We start from the raw sequence: 19,617 nt of genomic DNA, 5'->3' as shown, positions 1-19,617 counted from the left end.
TTATTGTCCTTTTACCATTTTTTTTGCAAGGAATTTCCATATAAAAAATGGTAGCAAAGAGAGTAGTTTTAATAAGTACGTAAAGCGTTTAGGGAAGTTGATTTCTGAACGCTTACGGGATAAACCTTTAAAAATATATTGAGCAGCAGCATCAGAAGTAATAATGCAAGGCATGCTAAAGGTATTCTTATTGGTTAATTGAGTTTCAACAAACCCAGGGTTGATCACACTGACATTTATTTTTTGTGGGGTTAAATCAATAGCTAATGTTTTAGCTAAATAGTTCAAAGCCGCTTTTGATGCGCCGTAGGCTTCAGCTCGCGGTAAAGGTAAAAAACTTGCGCATGAGCTGGTTATTGCAAGTTGTCCGTTGGGTTTAATGAGTTTTAACCAAACATCTAAGCAATAGCCTATTGAAATCAAATTATCGCGAATAACGCGGGCAAATAAATCGCCATCAAAATTTACAGCATCATCAATATATTCACAGCCACCAGCATTTAGCAGTAATATGTCTAAACTTGGGAAGCTTAGTGCAATGTTTTGTATGTTTGCTTTGCTGGTTAAGTCGCAAGAGAATGTTGTAATATTCTCATGTTGCTTTGAGAGCTCATTAAGACGTTGCTGATTACGCCCACCGGCAAAAACAGTAAAACCTTTTTGCGCGTAAAGTAGTGCGGTTGCAGCTCCTATTCCTGAAGACGCTCCGGTGATCAGTATAGTTTTCATTTGTTTATTCTTTTCTTCAATAAACCAATAACACTGCCTAGTAATGGAACATGTTCATATAACATAGCACCAACATCGAGATAATCTCGGTGATAAATTATTTTGTTATTCATGGTTTTTAAACGAGAGTGCCCTGATACAGATATGACTTTAGCTGCATTAAGTTTTGGATGCTGGTATCGCATTTCCCAATATATAGCGGCTTCGTCAAAGGTATGAATAAAATGATTTATTTCGAAGGTGCAGCTAATTACATTAGTGTATAAATTTTCAAAATAAGTTATTAGGTTGTGCAACCCTTCAACTCTATGTAGTGGATCTTCAAATACGATATTTTCATGGTAAACCAGAGTTAATGAATTTAAGTCGTCTTTAGACAAGCTCTGATATACCACCTGAAATTGAACCAACCAATCAGGTGTATTTATATCATTAAGTAAATTTGAAGTTATATCACTCATAAATACCTTTTTATCCTTAAGTTATTTTCTTGTTTTAATAAACAATAGTACGGCTACTCTATTATTACGAAGCGAATACGTTTTAGGATCATATTTATTAGGAAATAACCATTATCAAATAAGCAGCTAGGAATATATCTCTAAATATTTAACTCGTTAATAGGCATATTTTAGAGCACTTGATAGATCTCTAATCATATAATCACCAACAAGATAAAATCATATTTAATTTTCGTTTTTTAAATAAAAAATACCTATTGTTTTCTTTTTGAGGGTGTTAGTATGTTTCAATGTACAATTACTGTACGGTTTCTGGTTTGTTTATGATGTTGGCTACTGTTTATGATTTTCAATTTTCATTAATGGAATGAGTTTAAATAAAAGTAAGCTTTGTTCAAATCAAATAAAATAAAGAAAATATTAGTTACTTTTTAGCAGCTTCAATCTGTGAACGTATTTTCTATAAAATAATAAAATAAAGGGGTTACGAAGTGGTCAATCAATTCAAATTAAAACCATTGTCGCTAGCAATAGCATCATTATTTGTAGTGAGTGGTGTCTCATACGCTGCTGAAAATGAAGTCAAAGATGAGAAGGCTAAAGACAAAAAAGATGTTGTAGAGGTAATTGAAGTAACTGGTTATAGAGGGAGTATTCTGAGATCTATTTCAGATAAACGTAACTCATCAGGTATTGTTGACTCTATTTTTGCTGAAGATATAGGTAAAAATACAGATCAAAACATTGCTGATGCATTATCAAGAGTTACAGGGGTTTCTATTCAAACAGAAGATGGAGAAGGAACTCGTATTTCAGTTCGAGGAACTGAAGCCAGCTTTAATAATATTAGTTTAAATGGTGTTCAGTTAACGAGTAATGATGGTTCATCAGCTGTAGATTTGAGTGGTTTCTCATCAGATATACTCGCTTCAATTCAAGTATACAAAACATCTAGCGCAGATCAAGATGAAGGAGCTTTGGGCGCGAATGTTGTATTAAAAACCCCAAGCCCACTTAGCTTTGATAAAGATAGACGTCAGCTTGAAGTTCAATATAGATACAATGAATTTTCAGAAAAAGATAATAATAAAATATCGGGTACTTTTTCTCATAAATTTACCGATAATTTTGCTGCAATGATCACCGGAACAACAGAAACACAAGATATAAGACGCGATCAATTCCAAACCTCCCCAGAAGAAATTTTTGCACAAGGCGGGCGTTACTCTACCACTGATGGCAGTGATAACAGTGCTGGTGTTGGTGGTATGGTATACAAAGAAATGAAATATCAAATGTTTCAAAATACACGAGACCGAGACTCACTCAATGCGGTTTTTCAGTATGTACCTGCTGAAGACACTGAAATTAAGTTAAGTTTAAGTGCATTCAACCAAACTGTGCATACTAATAATCAAGAATTAATGATGAGCCCTTTGTATGCTAGTGGCTATGTACGCGATATAGATGAGAGTACAGGTAACGTTGATGGAGATAACTATTACGATCCCACTCCAGGTTCAGACGGCGGTGATAGAGTATTAGATCCTCAAGAAGATTGGTGGACACTTGATCCAAATAATAAAAGATTTGTTAAATTTTTAAACCGTCAATCATTTGGTCGAAATAACGAATCTGTTAGTATTAATGAAACAAAGAACAAAGTAGCAACATTATCTTTAAGTCATTATTTTACTGATAATTTTAGAATGGATTTATCAGCGGGGCTTTCTAAAACCGATTTAGATTTATTACCCGGTTCAGGCAACACGCTAGGTATTAGTACTCGACGATTAACCAACAATCAAAAATTTGAAATACCATCAGATCAGATCATACCTAATGGATACGATTGTACTTTAGGTCGATGCCAAATGGTTGTTGTTCCACCTGATTTAACATTAGGTGCACAACCTGATGGCGTAGCAGGTAGTTCTGCTAGTGCATTTGGTGGTTATTCCCCAACAGACCCTTATGCTAATACGGTACAGCAAATCACCCGTACGAATCGAAGTACTAAAGATACAAATAAATCTATATATTTAGATTTTGATTGGGATCTTGATCATGAAAACATTAACCAGATTGAGTTTGGTGGTAAATGGGCTCAACGAGTTAAAGAGTTTGAATCACAATGGTATCAAGTTACTAACGCTACCACACAACATTTTGACACATCACAAGTTGATGAAAATGGTAACTTTAAGCAATTGACCCCTGTAGATACTTGGCAAGTTTTCTCGCAAATTCCTATTGCTGATGTTGCTCGTGAACAGCCTTTTGTTCCTGATGGATTTATGGAAGGATTAGTCGGTACTAACTCAGCTTATTCTAGCGATATGTTAAATGGTTGGTATTTAATTGATACTCAAAAAGCAGCCGTTAGATTATATGAAGAATATTATGATGGTGAAGATATTCGTTTTGAAAATTTATTATGGGTGCCTGAAAACACTACTCGCGCTGATGTTGAACAGGAAACAAGTTCACTATACGCTAAAGCAGACTTCTCATTTATGGATGGACGTTTAACGGGTGATATTGGTTTACGTTATGTAAGAACTGAAGTTGAAGTATTACGAGATCAAACAGCCGTTAATTATCATGGTAGTCCAAATATGTGGACTTGGCATGAATTAAGAGATGCAGGATTATTTGGTGGTGGTGCTGATGAATGTAGTTCATTCCAAGCTTCTTCTCCTGATGAATATAGCCAAGTAGTACGTATTGATCAAGGGCCTGCAGGCAACCCTGTGGAATGGAGAGATTCATTTGATGGTACTTTTCAGGTCGTTAATAGATATGATGCTAATGGAAATCCAATTATATTACCTGATAAGAAAGCTTTTGACGGCGGTGTTATCTATACCGATGTGGTTAGAGGTGGTGATCCGTTAGTTGCTGGCGATTTTGTTGAAGCTCAATATTCAATTGATCCAAATAGCTCACTTAAATGTGTTGATCAAAACTTTGCTACTTTAGCTAACCCATGGACAAGTAATAGCTCACCTTTGACTAGACCAGACATACACTCAGATCTTTCAACAGCTGCTGTAACTGGAAATCAAGCTAGACAATATGATGCAACCCTTAAGCATACCTATACTAACTTACTTCCTAGTTTTAACTTGAACTACCTAATTAAGGAAGATTTGATTGGTCGTTTTGCCGTTTCACAAACAATGGCTAGACCTAAGTTTGAGGATGTTAGAGGTGGTTTCACATTCAGAGAAACAGAACAGTCAGACCAGCATAATATCAGAAACGCAAGTGATGCTGAATTAGATGCGATGGTATCTACCAATTTAGATTTATCTTTAGAATGGTACTTTAATAAAAGTAGTCAGTTATCATTATCTTACTTTAAGAAAGATATTAAAGATTATGTTGATAAAATTAATACTGATGTTTATGTAACTGATATTAGAAGAAATCTTGATATTGAAACGTTAACTCTTGAAGATTTTATTATTCCAATTGTTGAATCAGAAAGCGCTAAAGCCGAAGCAGATAAGCTTAGACCTGGAGAAACGCTAGATTCAATAGGTATGGAAGGCGATCAGCGAATGTGTCATCCAGACCGTATTACTAACTTAACTTGGGAGAATCCATCTGAATGGATTAATCAATGTGCCATCGTTAATTTAGAATATAAACTCAATGGTGCTAAAGCTAAAGTTGAAGGGATAGAGTTTACATATCGTCAAACGTATGACTTTTTACCGGGACTCTTATCTGGTTTAGGTTCAAATGTTAACTATACCTATGCTAAATCTAGTTCAAATCCAGGAACACTTACAATTACGGGAGATAGCGATGTTTCATCAGTACCGCAAGCGTTTACCCCGCAACATACATTAAATACCTCACTATACTGGGAAAAATCAGGACATTCTGTACGATTAACGCATCGTTATAACTCAGTTCAATTTGTTGGTCGACAATTTTCAGATTACTTAGAGTGGCAAGACGCTAAAGAAAGCTTAGATTTAGCAATTAATTACAAGTTTAATAAAAATCTTTCATTTCGTTTTGATGGGTTGAATTTAACTGATACTAAAGTACGTACGTTCTTAACTGCAGATAAAGTGAAACTTGATCGAATTAATGAGTCAGGGGAGCGTGAACAATATGTTTACAAACAAGGTAACCCTATGACTGATTCGTCAGTAGATACTAGTTTTACTCGTACAGAGTACCGTACTGGTAGACATTATAGACTTAGCTTACGTTTGAACTTTTAAAATCGTATTCTTAATAAAAATAAATTCAAAATATAAGATAGCCCGATGCAAAGTTCGGGCAATCACGATAAATTAGGTACTTATTTATGAAATCTAAAATCATTTCTTTATTAGCTATATCTGTCTTGTTAGGTGCATGTGGCAGTGACAGTGATAATAACGAAGGGCTCAGCCCAAAAGCTATTGTTCCTTCAAATGACAATGGCGATACAACACTTTATATTCAGTTTATAGAAGAAGATCCTATTGCACGTATAGACTTATTAGAAAATATTGACTTACAAGGTAAGCAAGGCTTTGTCACTAATGTTGTATGTCAGCTTGATCCTGAAACAGGAGAAAATAAGGTTGATGAAGAAGGTAAGGAGATATTAATTCCAGAAGGTGGCTTATTTATGCGAGCCAATTTTATGGAAATTGATCCTTCAGTATGGGAAAACCAAGTAAAGTATACTGTAGATGGCCCAGAGGAAATAATTTACACCTGTACTTACAATATTGATAATTTTGCATTAGAAGAAGTTGAAACAGTGGGCGAAACTGAAGGAGAGAGCGAAGCTGAAACGATTACAGAAGTTCTTCCTGTTAGTGTTGCACGAAATGTTGAAATTAAAATTATTGCAAAAGAACATGTTGCAGAAAGCATAACGGCATCTCATTCACCTCAGTTTGAAGTTCCGCTTTCTTTACCTTTCTTTCAATTTTATAACCTTGGCGTTTTACCTGATAATGCATCAATAAAAAGAGCTACATATATTAGTGATAATCCTGCTGTTCTTGAAGTGGACGCTGAAACAGGTCTTGCAAAACCTATTTCTGAAGGAACTGCTACGGTTACAATTTCAACCTTGTCTCCAGAAAAACCTGTTTCTGTTACACGTGTTGTGAATGTAGTTGACACTACTAGTCAAGCGATAGGTGCTCAATTTTTAAATGGTGCTAATGAACCAATAACTCAGTTCTCGATAGAAGAAAAAACGAGCGCTGCGTTAAATGTTGAAGTTTTATTTCAAGCAGGTGTTGATACTTCTTCTTCAAATAGCGCGGTTCGATTTATATCTTCTGATGAAAATCTACTGACTGTTGATGAAAATGGTGTAATAACTGCGGGTGTTAACGTAGGTTCGGCTTTAATCGGAGTGATTACTGATGCACAGGAATTTGTACAATTTTTACAAGTAGAAGTCATTGGTGACCCAAGTCTAGTTAAATTGCATAATTCTGACTTTGAATCTGGCGTTTTTGAAGAGGTTGGCGATTGGCAAACATATGGACAAGTTTTAGGTGGAAATCCTACACCACAAAGTGATGCTATTGAAATTAATTCAGTTAATCCACTTGACGGTAATTATGATTTAAAAGTAACTGGTTCAAACATTCTTAAATTTAGACAAGCGGGTATTGCACTACGATTTTTCGATAATGATGAAGTTGATGCAAATGGAGAGCCTGTTGAAAACCCTAATGCACCTAAATTGATAGGTGAGTTTGGTAAAGATACTACTTATATTTTAGAATACCGTACAACCATGATATCAAGCTTATTGAATAATAATGGTCACGTAAGGTTATGGTATGAAGGTATCGATGCCCAAGGTCCTAAAAGTGCTGATGATGCATATTTTAATAAAGGACAAACATCTGCAAAGGTATTGTGGGGAGGGTTAGGTACTTCGGTTAATGCTCTGAAAAAGCATGAATTTACCATTAGTGGACGTAAAAAATTATACCAAATAGTATTGTTTGCAAATAACGGAAGTGCACTAATAGAAAACTTGGAGTGGTATATTGATAATATTCGTTTCTACAAAGTAGAAGAAGAATAATTATTGTACTTTAAATAGCTATATACTCTTTTTATATAGCTATTTTAGATGCACCTTATTACATAGCTTAAAAATAAACGAATATAGTAAATAATATGAAGGATGGTTTATAGCTTAAACCATCCTTATATTTATAGGGTAAAAAACTTAGCCGATTATTATATTTAAACCGTCCCGAATTATGCCATTTTAATCTCTAAAATAAATTATCTCCCTCCAAACAAAGGATTTGACTTATCTAATGTGTAAATTAACCCAATACACTTTATTTCTCTTTACTATATTAGCTTTCAGTCCCATGACAGTATTCGGCACAAATATTTTTGAAGCGGATAAATTATTCAAACAAAAGCAATATCAAGAAGCAAGAAAGGCTTATTCGGCTTCAGTAAAGTTAGGTAGTCCACACGCATTTTATCAATTAGGCACTATTTATCACCAAGGGTTAGATGTTGTTAAAGATCCTATTAGTTCGTATATATGGTTCTCTCTGGCTGCAGAATATAACTTTAATGATGCTCAGCAAGTTTCCGACAAAATCTACCAGCTATTATCCAAAAAATCACAAGAACAAAGTCAAAAATTATTAACATCACTTAAACAAAACTTGGGTAAGTCTGTTATTAATCAACGGTACTTTCCTTTATTGAATCAAGAGTTATTAAATGAAAAAGTAACTTTTGGTGGTGCTGGAAAATTAGAAGTTAATTACCAAGATTTTGAACTTATATTAGATAGTTTTGATACTAATTTTGAAAGCAATATAGCAGATGATGCAGGAGAAAATGATCCCTTTTTTATTGATGAAGATGATCCTTTTGCTGAGGAGGATTCTAATCCTGCTTTTCAACGACCAACCAACACTATGGCCAGAAAAGTTCCTTTTTTAATCGTTGATTATGATGTAGGCCCAGACGGTTCAATTAGAAACGTAAGAAAAGTACAAGAAATCGGTTACTCTAGAACGATTTTAGAAACCTTTGTTTTTTCAACATTTCCAGCACCTAATTTTAAAGAAAATCGTATTAATTTTTTAAATCGTAGTTATATTGGTTCTGCATTTTATTCCAAATTTAGAATGAAGGAAGAGAACGAATTACTCTTTGATCGTGTTAGACGGCATGCGAAAAAACTTAAAAAAAGCAACCAATTTAATGATCAATATCAATACGCTATGATGCTATGTACCTTTACTTGGCTAGAACAAGAAAAAGGTGAAGCCGAACAACGCTTAAAGAATCTTGCAGAGCAAGGTCATCCTTTCGCTCAATATGAATATGGTGCCAAGCTGTACCGTGAGCAAACAGATATACAACAAGGTATACATTGGATATCACAAGCCAGTAAATATGGTTTAGCTAAAGCTGAATATTTACTGGCAACTATTCTCTTGCATAGTCCATGGGTACAGCAAGATGAAAAGAAAGCATTGTTTTGGTTTGAATCAGCGATAAAACAAGATCATCAAGCTGCAAAATTACAAGCAACAGCACTTAAATTATTAGCCATAGACTCTAGTTTACATGATATTCCTGGTGCAATAGTTTATTTGACGGAGCTGGAAGACAGCCAAATAAATAACCCTGAATACTATTTTTTACTATCTGTTTCTCATAAAAATCGTGAAAATAGAAACTTTAGAGAAGTTATTAGATATATAGAAAAAGCGATAGATTTAGGTGAAAAATACAACTGGGATGTTGGTTATTGGCAAGGGTTACTTGAAAAATGGACAACAGGAAGTGTATATATTGTTGAATGATAACGGGTATATACCCGTTACCAATCAAGATGCGTATTTCAGAGCGCTTGAGCGATATCAATTCAAGGCAATGCTTTGTAATAATGGTCGTTCCCTTATAAAAAGCATTGTTGATGAAGTGATTTTGCTCAAACGCTTCTTCGATGGGTCTAAAAACAATTTATGCTGCGTTATTAATTTTAGTAAGGGAATAACCATGACGTAAACTTAATGCCTAGCCTAAATTGTTTTTAGTTCCCACTGAAACCTGCATCTTGAATGATAACGGGTATATACAATGCAGGTAAAAAAAGATGAATAATTTATCAGCTTCTTTTACCTTAGCCAGTTAGTATTATTTAATCCTAATTGGGGGGATTTAGACTTTGTAAAAATCTAAAGCGTCTAATCTTGCTGTTTTATGATCAACAATAGGTTCAGGGTAAGACTGTGTTGCTCCAATACTCGCGAGATACTTATGAGGAAAATGTATATGTTTTGCAGGTACATCACTCAACTCAGGTATATATTTCTTAATAAAACTGCCATCTGGATCAAAGCGTTCACTCTGCCTAATGGGGTTAAATATTCTGAAATAGGGTTGAGTATCACACCCCGCGCTAGCTGCCCATTGCCAGCCGCCATTATTTGCTGAAAAGTCGCCGTCTATTAAGTTTTGCATAAAAAATCTTTCGCCCAAACGCCAATCAATTAATAAATGCTTTGTTAAAAAGCTGGCAACTACCATACGTAATCGATTGTGCATCCAACCTGTGGTCACTAATTGTTTCATTGCTGCATCAACTAACGGATAACCTGTGCGTCCTTCACACCACGCTTGAAAGTGTTGCGGAGTATTACGCCATAATAAGTGGTCGTACTTAGTTTGAAAGTTTTTATGCTTACATAATTGCGGAAAATGAAACAGCAAGTGCTTATAAAAATCACGCCATGCGAGTTCATTTACCCAACAAAATTTATCTGCTTTTGGATTTTCTAATAGGTGAGGGTGTTTTTGTAATACGTTAAACAGTAAGGCTTTAGCGCTAATGGCTCCAATCGCTAAATAAGGCGATAGCCCAGAAGTACCTTTTAGCGCAGGGAAGTCACGGTATTCTTTGTATTCGTCATGTTTATCTTCAATAAAACTGGGAATAATCTGATCCAATACGTCAGACACTAATGGCCATTTTTTTGAACAAACTTTAGGAGTATTTAATGTTATTTTCGCCAGCGTAACTATTGGTGGCTTGGTTACCGTATTCATGACTTTTGGTGGATAGCTCATTGTAAAAGAATGCTTAGCTAACTGATCAGCCCAGTTATTTTTAAAAGGAGTAAACACCTTGTACATGGCTTTATCACCGTTAAGTACTTTACCTTTTTCTACAATAACGTCAGCTTCAAAAAGATGTAGCGATAGATCTGTGTTACTAATAGCTTGTTGTAATTTGTTATCTCTGTTTTGTTCGTTTATTTCAACTTCGCTGTTGGCATATATATTGTCAATATTGTGCTGTTCACAATAGCTTAATAATTGTGATATTTGGTCGTTATAGTCAGTAGATTCAATATAATCTAAGGTTATGCCTAATTCAGATAATTGTTCTGCCAGTAAGTTGAGATGGCGTTCAATAAAGTCAGCTTGAATCGGTGCCATATCATGCTGTTGCCACTGCAGGGGCGTTGAAATATATACAGCTTTACAGCGCTTATCTGTTATAGCTTGTGTAAGGGCTGGGTTGTCGTAAATACGTAAATCTTTTCTAAACCAAATAACGTTCATAGTTTATGTACCTAACTTAATAATATTAAAAGGTATAATCATTATTAATACTATTAAGTTATTTTATTGGTGACTGAGTAGTAGGTTAATTTATTTTTTATTATCTATACTTATTGTCTATACCCGTTGTGAAATATAAGAAAATACTTTTGTTATATTTATTACTATACAAGAGAGTGTTAACATTATATTTACATATTGAATGATAACGGGTATATATTTAATTGTGCTTATTTTGATTTCATAAAAGAAATTAAATATACAATAGAATGTGTGTTCATTTTTAATACCTCTAGCTAAGGTAATACGTGAGAAATCAACAATAAGATCAGTTTGTGTGCTTTTATTGTTTAGCTCTTATTTAATGTGGTTAAGCTATATGGATATTTTTAATCAAATAATTAGTTTAATAAACGAGTCCATATGTTTAATCAAAAAATTAAAGAAGAATTAAAAAATTGCAAAGACCAACTAGTAGAAGCTCAATCGACAATTGCTGCTATTAAGCATGGGGTTGCTACTATCGAGTTTTCACCTGAAGGTAATATTCTTGATGTGAACAAACTTTTTCTCAATATCGCCGGGTATAAAAAGAATGAAGTTATTGGGGCACATCACTCAGTAATGTGTGAGTCTAACTATGTATCGAGTAAGGCTTATAAAAACTTTTGGGAAGATTTACGTGCAGGAAAAACAAACAATGGAACGTTTGAACGTCGAAATAAACAAGGTGATGTTATTTGGTTAGAGGCGACTTATTTTCCTGTTATAGTAAATAATAACGTTGTGAAAATAATGAAAATTGCTTCTGATGTTACCGCGGAAAAATTAGCAGCATTAGCGACAGAGCAAGTACTAAGTTCTTTAGATAAATCACAAGCCATCATTGAATTTACTCCCGATGGATACATACTTAAAGCAAACCAAAACTTCACAGATGCTGTTAGATATGACTTAAGTGAAATTAAAGGTAAACATCATAAAATATTCTGCGAAAGTCAGTTCTACGAAGAAAACCCAAATTTTTGGGATGATTTGAAAAGCGGGGAGTTTAAAAGTGGTCAATTTTTACGAAAAGATAAATACGGAACTCCTATCTGGCTTGAAGCAACCTACAATCCTATTATTGATAGCAATGGTGATGTGATTAAAGTTATTAAGTTTGCTCATAATATTACTGCGAATGTTGAAAAAGAATTTGCTGTTCGCGACGCATCTAATATGGCACATAATATATCACTTGAAACGGTTAAAATAACAGAACATGCCAGCGAGTTACTTGATTCATCAGTTAAATTGTCAAATGAAATCTCTGAAAAAGCTAAAATTACTACCGAGCAAATAGCTAAGCTTAGTGAGCAGTCTGAGAACATACAAGCCATAGTATTAACGATTAAAAGTATAGCAGACCAAACTAATTTATTAGCACTTAATGCCGCTATTGAAGCCGCAAGAGCTGGAGAGCAAGGAAGAGGTTTTGCTGTAGTAGCTGATGAGGTACGACAATTGGCTTCTCGCACTAGTCAATCAACAAGCGAAATTGAAAGTGTAGTGCTTAATAATCAGTCTATCACGACTAGTGTTCAAGAAGGGATGAATTCAGTTTCAGATTTTGTAGAGAAAGGTAAAGTGCAAATATCTGAAGTTGCAGAGGTGATGGATGATATTAAGAGTGGGGCCGCTAATATATCTAATACCGTTTCAGCATTATCTCAAACTTAATTATTGGTGTTATAAAACTTAATACTTTATGTTGAAACTAAGCTTATTCAGCGTGTTTATCAACATAAAGTATTAAGTGTCAAATTACATCAGTTCTAAAACCCGTACCTAAGTTTTAAATCATCAGGATAAGGAGATAAATACACTTGTGCAGATAAATACTCCTCTGTGTGCTCTCTTAAATAATGATTAATTAAAGTGAGTGGTACTAACAAAGGTAAAATACCTTCTCGGTATTGATGTATTTTTTCAACCAATTCTTGTTTTTGAGATTTGTCTAAGTGCTTTTTAAAGTAGCCTTGTAAATGCATTAAGGTATTAGCATGGCTTCTTCTGTTTGACAGTTTTTTCAATGCTGTCATTAATCCAGCAATATACAAATCGGCTTGTTCTTCTAACGGTAAATCAGCTCTTGCTAAAAGTTGACCTAATGCTTTATAGCTATCGATATGATGGCTCATCACCAAATATTTATGTTCGCTATGAAACTTGATGAGTTTATGTTTTGTAAGGCCTGAAGCGATAAGATCTTGCCAATGGCGATAAGTAAAAATACGAATGATAAAATTTTCACGCAATGGCATATCATTTAAACGGCCATTTTCTTCACAAGGTAGCAATGGATTAGCTTTCATGACTTCTCTAGCGAAAAAACCTACACCATCGTGTTTGCAGCCTTTTCCATGGTCATACCAAATTTTTACACGTTCCATACCGCAGCTTGGGCTTTTTTGACAAAAAATAAAACCACTGAGTGAGTCAAAAGTTTTTGCTGTTTTTTGTCCATATTCCGTTAAGGCTTTTGTTACATCGCCTGAACCGTCTGGTTGGCTAACAGTAATGATATCGTCTTTTATAATTTGTCGAATGGTTGGACGAGGAATAGGTAAACCAATAGCAACTTCAGGGCAATAAGTTTTAAAATCTACATGTTTGCTTAATTCATTCATGCAAAAGTCAGATTTTTTATGGCCTGTATCATAACGAACAGGTTCACCATGAACGCAAGCACTCATACCTATTACTGGTTTATTAAGGGGTTCTTTCATGGTGTTCCTTTACAAAAGTTAATAAATAAAAGCGCCAATAGGGTTTAGTAACTTACTTAAGCCTTGGGTAAACTGTAATGCATCATCAGCTACGGTGTAGCATAAACAGCCCTCTGCTGTATGTGGTGTGTGGGTGTTTTTATCGGTTAACCAAATAAAGTCGCCTTTAACGTAAGTGCCCATTTCGTCTTCAAAGCTACCTTCAAGCAATAGGGTTAGTTCAAAGCCTTTATGAGTGTGCGAAGGAACTCCACCGTCTTTGTCTATATGCAATAAGCTTGAATGTAGCGCACCTTCATTTAAGTTTAGTCGTGCTCGGCTTAATTTGCCCATTTTTTGCCATCCCATCATCGACATAGATCGAAGTGCGGTAGGTAATTGATAAGTAGAGCCTTTAATTTCAATTTCTAGGGGCTCTTGCACAACAAGTTCAGCAATTGATTCATCTTCAGTGATTGAATCAATCATAAATTCATAACTCAGCTCATCTGTAGCTGCTGTATTAGTAGTAGGCTTATCTGAATAACTGTTGTAAGTTTTAGCGTCAGGTGAAAAAAAGTTAGCGGCAGACTCTTCTGTAAGGTGCTGAATGTTTTTCGCACAAACCTCACACAGCTCGGCATGCACAGCAATTGCTGCGCTTAATGATGCAGGTAATTCGCCTTCAACAAAAGCACTAAGGAGTTCGTGTGTTGGATGATGAGTGATCATTTCGATTCTCCTATTTGTTGTTTTAATTTAACCAAAGCTAGCCTTAATCTCGACTTTACGGTTCCTACTGGAATGGCGAGTTTGGTCGCCAATTGTTCTTGTGATAAGTCTTGAAAATATAAACCGTTCACAATTTCTTTTTGCGCTTCAGGTAGTGTATTAATGTGTTTGAGAATGTGTGAGCTCATAAGGTGATCATCAAAAATATTGTCTTCTACAAGTTCAGCTTCTGCTATTGGCCAAATATCATCACTAAGTGTGTCTTCTCGGTTTGATCTGACTTTTCTTAACATATCAAACGATAAGTTACGCATAATGCTGTAAACCCAAGTGGTTGCTTGACCTTTGTCGCCATCAAAAAGGTGAGCTTTTCTCCAAATATTACTCATGGTTTCTTGTAAAAGCTCGTTGGCTGCACTTTCGGTATTCAGCTTTTGTATGCCAAATCTAATTATTTTGGGCGCAAACCAAGAGAATAGCGCAGTAAATGCAGCTTTATCTCTATCGGTAGCTATATCGTATAGCCAGCCTTTTAATTGCTGTTGTTCATCAGGATCCATTGTTGAATTTCTTAAAATGATTTCAGCTGGCGCTGAGTTATAGTTCCAAGGTGTATTCATAATATAACACTTAACAGCAAATAAAGTTGAGGCTCTGTTGTGTTATACGCATTGTTTTATATTAGGGATCACTCTGTTCCAGTAAAAGTGTTAAATGAGTTGATTTGAAAAAATAATAGGAAAGGAGAATTTGTGTAATAACAAATAACTCACATGGCATTCACTATTTCAAACAACTCGTTATGTTTCTCCTGCAACAGTGCAAAGATATGAAATTGGTTTTTAGCACGATCTAAATTTTGTTCGGCATAGGCTGTTTGAAAGTAAACATTACCGTTTATATAGTCAGTTAAAAACCGTATAGCCAGCATAAAAGGGATGAGTTGTGAGCCAACCACTAAGCTTTCTTTTTCGTGTGTAGAAAGGTTGTTGTTAAATGCAGTAAGGTAGCCGCGCGCAATAGCTTTAAATATATCCATTCGAATAGTCATGCTATGTAAATCAGTGCTGTTCTCATCAATGTTAGGGCAGCATGTTCTAACTAAATCACCAAAGTCATTCATTAAAAAACCAGGCATACAGGTATCTAAATCAATTACCGCTACGGGTTGCAGAGTAATATGTGAAAATAGCAGGTTGTTAATTTTTGTATCGTTGTGAGTTACCCTTAAAGGTAAGTGAGTACTCAGTTCGTTTACTTGCTTTACAAACGCTTTTTGATGTTCAATAAAAGAAATTAACGTTTGGCTTTCTTGTATTCTCTGCGCTTTCTTTTTATCTGAATCACTATTAGAACATGCATTTAATGCAGTGTTTAGTTGTTGCAGTCGGGTATTTATATTATGAAAGTTTGGAATGGTTTCGTTAAGTTTTCGTGCGTCTAAATCACTTAGCGTTGTTGTAAATTGAGCGAAAGCATTGGCCATAAGTTCAGCTTGCTGTGTAGTTTCAATCGCTTCAATAGTGACTGAGTTGGAAATGTAATCAAGTGCGCGCCAATATTCTTTTTTATCGCTATTTTCATAACAAGTAAGTGCGTTTTGATGAATGTTTTTAACGTGTCCAATACTGTTGAACGGGTAAGATTTATTTTGTGTTTTTTGCTGTAAATGCTGATGAATTAATTCAGCGTTTTCAACGATAGATTGAGGTTGTGGAAATACATGCGTATTAATGCGTTGTAATACAAAACAGGTGTCTGACGATTCAACCAAAAATGTATCGTTAATTAAACCATTACCAATACAAGTGATTTTGCTGGTATTTAATGAGCAATTATACAAAGGCAATATGTGCGTGAGTGTTTTTTTTATGCTGTCGCTTAGTTTGCTGTTCGTTAGGTGTTCGTGTGTATTTGGCATAAGCTCTATGTATGATTATTTTTTTAAAGGAAACGATAAGCTAAAACTAGCGCCTCCGTACTGTGTTGAATTTTTAGCTACAATTTTACCTTGATGCCAATCCATAACTTTCGCACAAATAGCTAAACCTAATCCAAAGTGGCCATTTTCTCTTGAGCGATTGGTATCAAGTTTTACGAAAGGATCAAATATAACATCGAGTTTGTTTTCAGGTATACCTTTACCGTCGTCTTCTATATTAATAGTGAGTAAATTTGAGCTGCTTATTATGCTTATATGAACACTTTTAGACGCGTACTGAACAGCATTGCCAACCAAGTTTTGTATGGCTCGTTGGCACCAGTATTCGTCAATTAAGGCGGTTATGGGTTTTGAGGTTTTATGATAAATTAATGCAATATTATATTGCTGAGCCAGTGATTGCAGTTCGTCGGTTACGTTTTGTAAAAAATCGTTAATATCAACGGTTTCTTTTTTGAGATTAAACGCTTTTCGTTCCATGCCAGCATATTCTAAAAACGCTGAGGTCATGTCTTCCATCCGCGTGATTTCAGCTTCCATGCGGTTTATGTAAATGTCTTTTTTCTCAAGACTTTTCGCGTCTAGCGCAGCTTCTACGCCAAAGCGTAAACACGACATTGGGGTTCTTATGTCGTGAGATAAACTTCGAGCGAGTATTTGGTTGTCGTTCACGAGTTTTTCTATTTTTGCTGCCATTTGGTTGAAGCTATTTTCAAAAGAGCGAATATACGAGTATTTACTAGAAGATATACGAAGCTCTAAGTTACCTTCGCCTATTTTCTCTGCCACAGAAGTAAGAATAAATAGTCGACGAGTTAACGGAAACAGCCATAAAATAATAATGCTACACACACCTAAATATAAAATAGAGGTAAGAATAATATCTACGTTTTGGCTCTCTATTGGATCGGTTGGTAGATGAATTTCAATTAATGCATCGGGGTGCGCGTGTAGCTTTCTTAATAAATAGGGATTACTTTCTGACGCTAATAATAAACCGCCTGTTTGTGATAGCTGTACTGATAAAGACTCAGGCAAAGCGACGTTACTCGCTTGTTCTAAAGAAATATCTATTTGGTAATATTGACTGAATTTTTTAACTTCACTAGATAGTTGGTTGTGAGGTATTAGGTTAAGCTGCTGACTTATGCCTTCGATCAATTTTTTATAAATAACAATATCGCTGCTGTCTTCATAATCGGCATGTTCTTCAACCAGAGCGTCTAGGCCCCAGCTAATAATAAATAACGAGCCAAGCACTGCAAAAACAATGCTGATGTATAAACGTCTCATTAATTTTCTTCAGCCCAAGCGTCAGACACAAATAAGTAGCCTTTGCCCCATACGGTTTTAAATTTTTTCGGTTTTTGAGGATCATCATTAAAGAGTTTACGTAGGGTTGAGAGCATAACGTCGAAACGGCGATCTTGTCCGTCGTATTCTCTGCCTTTTAGTGCTTTAAAGACTGAATCTCTATCAACTACTTGACCCGCATGAGTGGCTAAAAACAACAAAAATGAAAACAAACTGGTGGATAATTCAATCTCTTTGCCTTGATAGATAACACGTTTGGCATCTTCGTTAATGAGTAAGCAGCCATGTTGTATTTCATTGGTTTGTTGAATAGGCGCATGATTGTTTTTTAATGCGCTGGTGATACGTGCGAGTAGGGCGCGTGGTCTTACTGGTTTAATAACATAGTCGTTTGCGCCGGCTTCTAAGCCGATAACTTCATCAAATTCGTCAGCACGTGCTGTTAACATAATAATAGGGATTTGTGAGTTTTCGCGAATTAAACGGCAGACTTCAATACCATTTAATCCGGGTAACATTACGTCTAATAATACAATGTCGGCGTTGTAGTTTTTTAATTCGTTCATGACTAAGTCGCCTCGGTCAACATGTTGAACATTAAAACCTTGTTCTACTAAATATTCAGACACCCAATTGGCTAAGGTTATGTCGTCTTCGACCAGCAATATGTTATTTTGTGTAGTCATCTTGTACTCCTAAAACAATCGCCATCTGCGTTTACGAGGTGATTTTTTATGAACCCAGCTTACGTCTACTGTTGCTTCTGCAAGTGGTTCATTATTGTTATTTATTAATTGGTAAGTGAGTGATTCACTTGATTCAAATTCAAACGAAAATGAATTACCTTTGCTATTTTTCCAACACTTTATGGTTTGTTGAGGTTGTGTTGATTGTTTTTGTACAATACAAAAGTTGTCATTATGTAATGTACTCCACTGTATTTTTACTTGTGCATAACAGGTTCTGCCTTGGTTTAAAGCGACGCACATAGCGGGCTTTATTTGAAAAACAATACCTTGTTGCTGTTGTGCAAAACTTACCTTTGGCAATAAACACATTATTAATATAATGGGCGGAAAAGCAGCTCCATTGCTTAACTTAAAATACATATATTACCCCAAGCAGAAATTGAGTAATATTTTGCCTATCAATTAATGGGCTTTTACCAATTGTATTGGAGTAATAGGTTTGAGTTACACCCGCACTAAAAGACCATTTTTTTGAAATAGGGTATTGAGCGTAAACTTCAAATGTTCCTTTAAAGCCGGTGTTCGGATCATAATAGGCTCTGGCGTTTGTTACTTCTTCTTCTTTAATGCCGTAATAATAATCCATTACCTGATTGGAATAATAGGTAACACCGCCACCAATATAAATATCCCAATTTTTATAGATATATACTTCGTTGTAATATACGTCAATTAACCAACCGTTAGCCTTACTCCAATGGGTTAGGTTGGCAAAATCTATCGAGAAAATAGAATCGTCATTAAAACGTGAGTAACGAAGTGCTATTGCATCACCTATTTCTCTTTCTTTTAATCCTTCAAGTGTGGGTATACTTTGATTTTTCTTTTCTATTAAAATATCGGGGTCGTAACCAGTAATATATGTTTTAGTTAAAATATCTACAGACCAATCATTGTCGACATGTAACTGGTAGCCAACCTCTGCTCCTTGAGTAATAGCAACTGAACGACGATGGTTCGATTGAATAAAGAAGCCTTTGTAATAAAGGTCAATCATTATCGATAACGACATGTAATCAACGACGTCTTCTTGCTTAACATCTTTTAATGGACTGTGGCTCGAATAAACAGAAAGCCCCATCATTACTTGCCAGCTAAATGTTTGGTTAAACAAGGTTGTTTCTTTGTCTAGCTGTTGTTCCACCGCAAAACTTAACTGAGGAAAAAAGCACAGCGCCACTAACACGGCTTTTCCTAATGTGAGTTTTATTTTATACAACAAATTTTTAGTGAGTTTCATGTTTATCTTTTTTGTTTTACTTTTTCTCCATGTTAGCAAATGTAGTGAGCATTGTGCAGGTAAGACCTTTTGTTAAAGTGTTTAAAAATTGTAAGAAATAGCT

The 19,617-nt window shown here is 35.2% G+C and carries 15 protein-coding genes and 1 pseudogene; 5 read left to right on the top strand and 11 right to left on the bottom strand.

Translation table 11 applies throughout. From position 1 onward, the window contains the following. A complete protein-coding gene (locus ACM9HF_RS09870; protein ID WP_473618180.1) occupies positions 1-729 on the bottom strand; it encodes an SDR family NAD(P)-dependent oxidoreductase in 729 nt (242 codons plus the stop codon). Next, entirely contained in the window at positions 726-1,190 is a 465-nt protein-coding gene (locus tag ACM9HF_RS09865; RefSeq protein WP_473618177.1) for a nuclear transport factor 2 family protein, read from the bottom strand. Before ACM9HF_RS09865 ends, ACM9HF_RS09870 begins: the two co-directional genes overlap by 4 nt. Positions 1,191-1,681: 491 nt before the next feature. Between ACM9HF_RS09865 and ACM9HF_RS09860 the strand changes: the two genes are divergently transcribed. From ACM9HF_RS09860 to ACM9HF_RS09850, 3 genes are all read left to right on the top strand, one after another. Further along, the gene (locus ACM9HF_RS09860; protein WP_473618173.1) at positions 1,682-5,434 is read left to right on the top strand and encodes a TonB-dependent receptor; all 3,753 of its coding nucleotides are present in this window, start codon (positions 1,682-1,684) and stop codon (positions 5,432-5,434) included. 86 nt (positions 5,435-5,520) lie between these two features. Beyond that, positions 5,521-7,260 carry an Ig-like domain-containing protein gene (locus tag ACM9HF_RS09855; RefSeq protein ID WP_473618169.1) on the top strand — a complete coding sequence of 580 codons (1,740 nt, stop codon included), beginning with the start codon at positions 5,521-5,523 and terminating at the stop codon, positions 7,258-7,260. A 298-nt stretch (positions 7,261-7,558) separates the two neighbouring features. Next, positions 7,559-9,022 (top strand): tetratricopeptide repeat protein, encoded by a 1,464-nt coding sequence (locus ACM9HF_RS09850; RefSeq protein WP_473618165.1) that lies wholly within the window; start codon positions 7,559-7,561, stop codon positions 9,020-9,022. Positions 9,023-9,380: 358 nt separating this feature from the next. On the opposite strand, the gene phrB is transcribed toward ACM9HF_RS09850, so the two are convergent. Beyond that, entirely contained in the window at positions 9,381-10,787 is a 1,407-nt protein-coding gene (phrB, locus tag ACM9HF_RS09845) for a deoxyribodipyrimidine photo-lyase (RefSeq protein WP_473618161.1), read from the bottom strand. A 423-nt stretch (positions 10,788-11,210) separates the two neighbouring features. Between phrB and ACM9HF_RS09840 the strand changes: the two are divergent. Together ACM9HF_RS09840 and ACM9HF_RS09835 are read left to right on the top strand one after the other, a co-directional pair. After that, positions 11,211-11,972: pseudogene (locus ACM9HF_RS09840) on the top strand (PAS domain-containing protein); the annotation flags it as partial. A 36-nt stretch (positions 11,973-12,008) separates the two neighbouring features. Beyond that, complete coding sequence (locus ACM9HF_RS09835; protein ID WP_473618284.1) at positions 12,009-12,509, top strand: methyl-accepting chemotaxis protein; 501 nt, start codon at positions 12,009-12,011, stop codon at positions 12,507-12,509. A 95-nt stretch (positions 12,510-12,604) separates the two neighbouring features. On the opposite strand, the gene ACM9HF_RS09830 is transcribed toward ACM9HF_RS09835, so the two are convergent. The 8 genes from ACM9HF_RS09830 to ACM9HF_RS09795 form a co-directional block, all read right to left on the bottom strand. Next, positions 12,605-13,558, bottom strand: coding sequence for a YbgA family protein (locus tag ACM9HF_RS09830; protein ID WP_473618157.1), 954 nt, complete (start codon positions 13,556-13,558; stop codon positions 12,605-12,607). An 18-nt stretch (positions 13,559-13,576) separates the two neighbouring features. After that, positions 13,577-14,269 carry a ChrR family anti-sigma-E factor gene (locus ACM9HF_RS09825; RefSeq protein WP_473618154.1) on the bottom strand — a complete coding sequence of 231 codons (693 nt, stop codon included), beginning with the start codon at positions 14,267-14,269 and terminating at the stop codon, positions 13,577-13,579. Next, positions 14,266-14,889 carry a sigma-70 family RNA polymerase sigma factor gene (locus ACM9HF_RS09820; protein ID WP_473618151.1) on the bottom strand — a complete coding sequence of 208 codons (624 nt, stop codon included), beginning with the start codon at positions 14,887-14,889 and terminating at the stop codon, positions 14,266-14,268. The genes ACM9HF_RS09825 and ACM9HF_RS09820 overlap by 4 nt, the downstream gene beginning before the upstream one ends. A gap of 149 nt (positions 14,890-15,038) precedes the next feature. After that, complete coding sequence (locus ACM9HF_RS09815) at positions 15,039-16,190, bottom strand: phosphotransferase enzyme family protein (protein ID WP_473618148.1); 1,152 nt, start codon at positions 16,188-16,190, stop codon at positions 15,039-15,041. Positions 16,191-16,205: 15 nt separating this feature from the next. Then, positions 16,206-17,504: a sensor histidine kinase gene (locus tag ACM9HF_RS09810; protein ID WP_473618144.1), complete on the bottom strand. Its 1,299-nt coding sequence runs from the start codon at positions 17,502-17,504 to the stop codon at positions 16,206-16,208. Beyond that, positions 17,504-18,211, bottom strand: coding sequence for a response regulator (locus ACM9HF_RS09805; RefSeq protein ID WP_473618140.1), 708 nt, complete (start codon positions 18,209-18,211; stop codon positions 17,504-17,506). Before ACM9HF_RS09805 ends, ACM9HF_RS09810 begins: the two co-directional genes overlap by 1 nt. Positions 18,212-18,220: 9 nt before the next feature. Then, complete coding sequence (locus tag ACM9HF_RS09800) at positions 18,221-18,634, bottom strand: DUF3019 domain-containing protein (protein WP_473618136.1); 414 nt, start codon at positions 18,632-18,634, stop codon at positions 18,221-18,223. Next, entirely contained in the window at positions 18,624-19,514 is an 891-nt protein-coding gene (locus ACM9HF_RS09795) for a MipA/OmpV family protein (protein WP_473618132.1), read from the bottom strand. The genes ACM9HF_RS09800 and ACM9HF_RS09795 overlap by 11 nt, the downstream gene beginning before the upstream one ends. Between the last annotated feature and the right edge of the window lie 103 nt (positions 19,515-19,617).

Origin of the sequence: Colwellia sp. RE-S-Sl-9, assembly GCF_048296855.1 — a bacterium.
Lineage (GTDB): Bacteria > Pseudomonadota > Gammaproteobacteria > Enterobacterales > Alteromonadaceae > Pseudocolwellia.
This window is presented reverse-complemented; position numbering and strand designations above follow the sequence as displayed.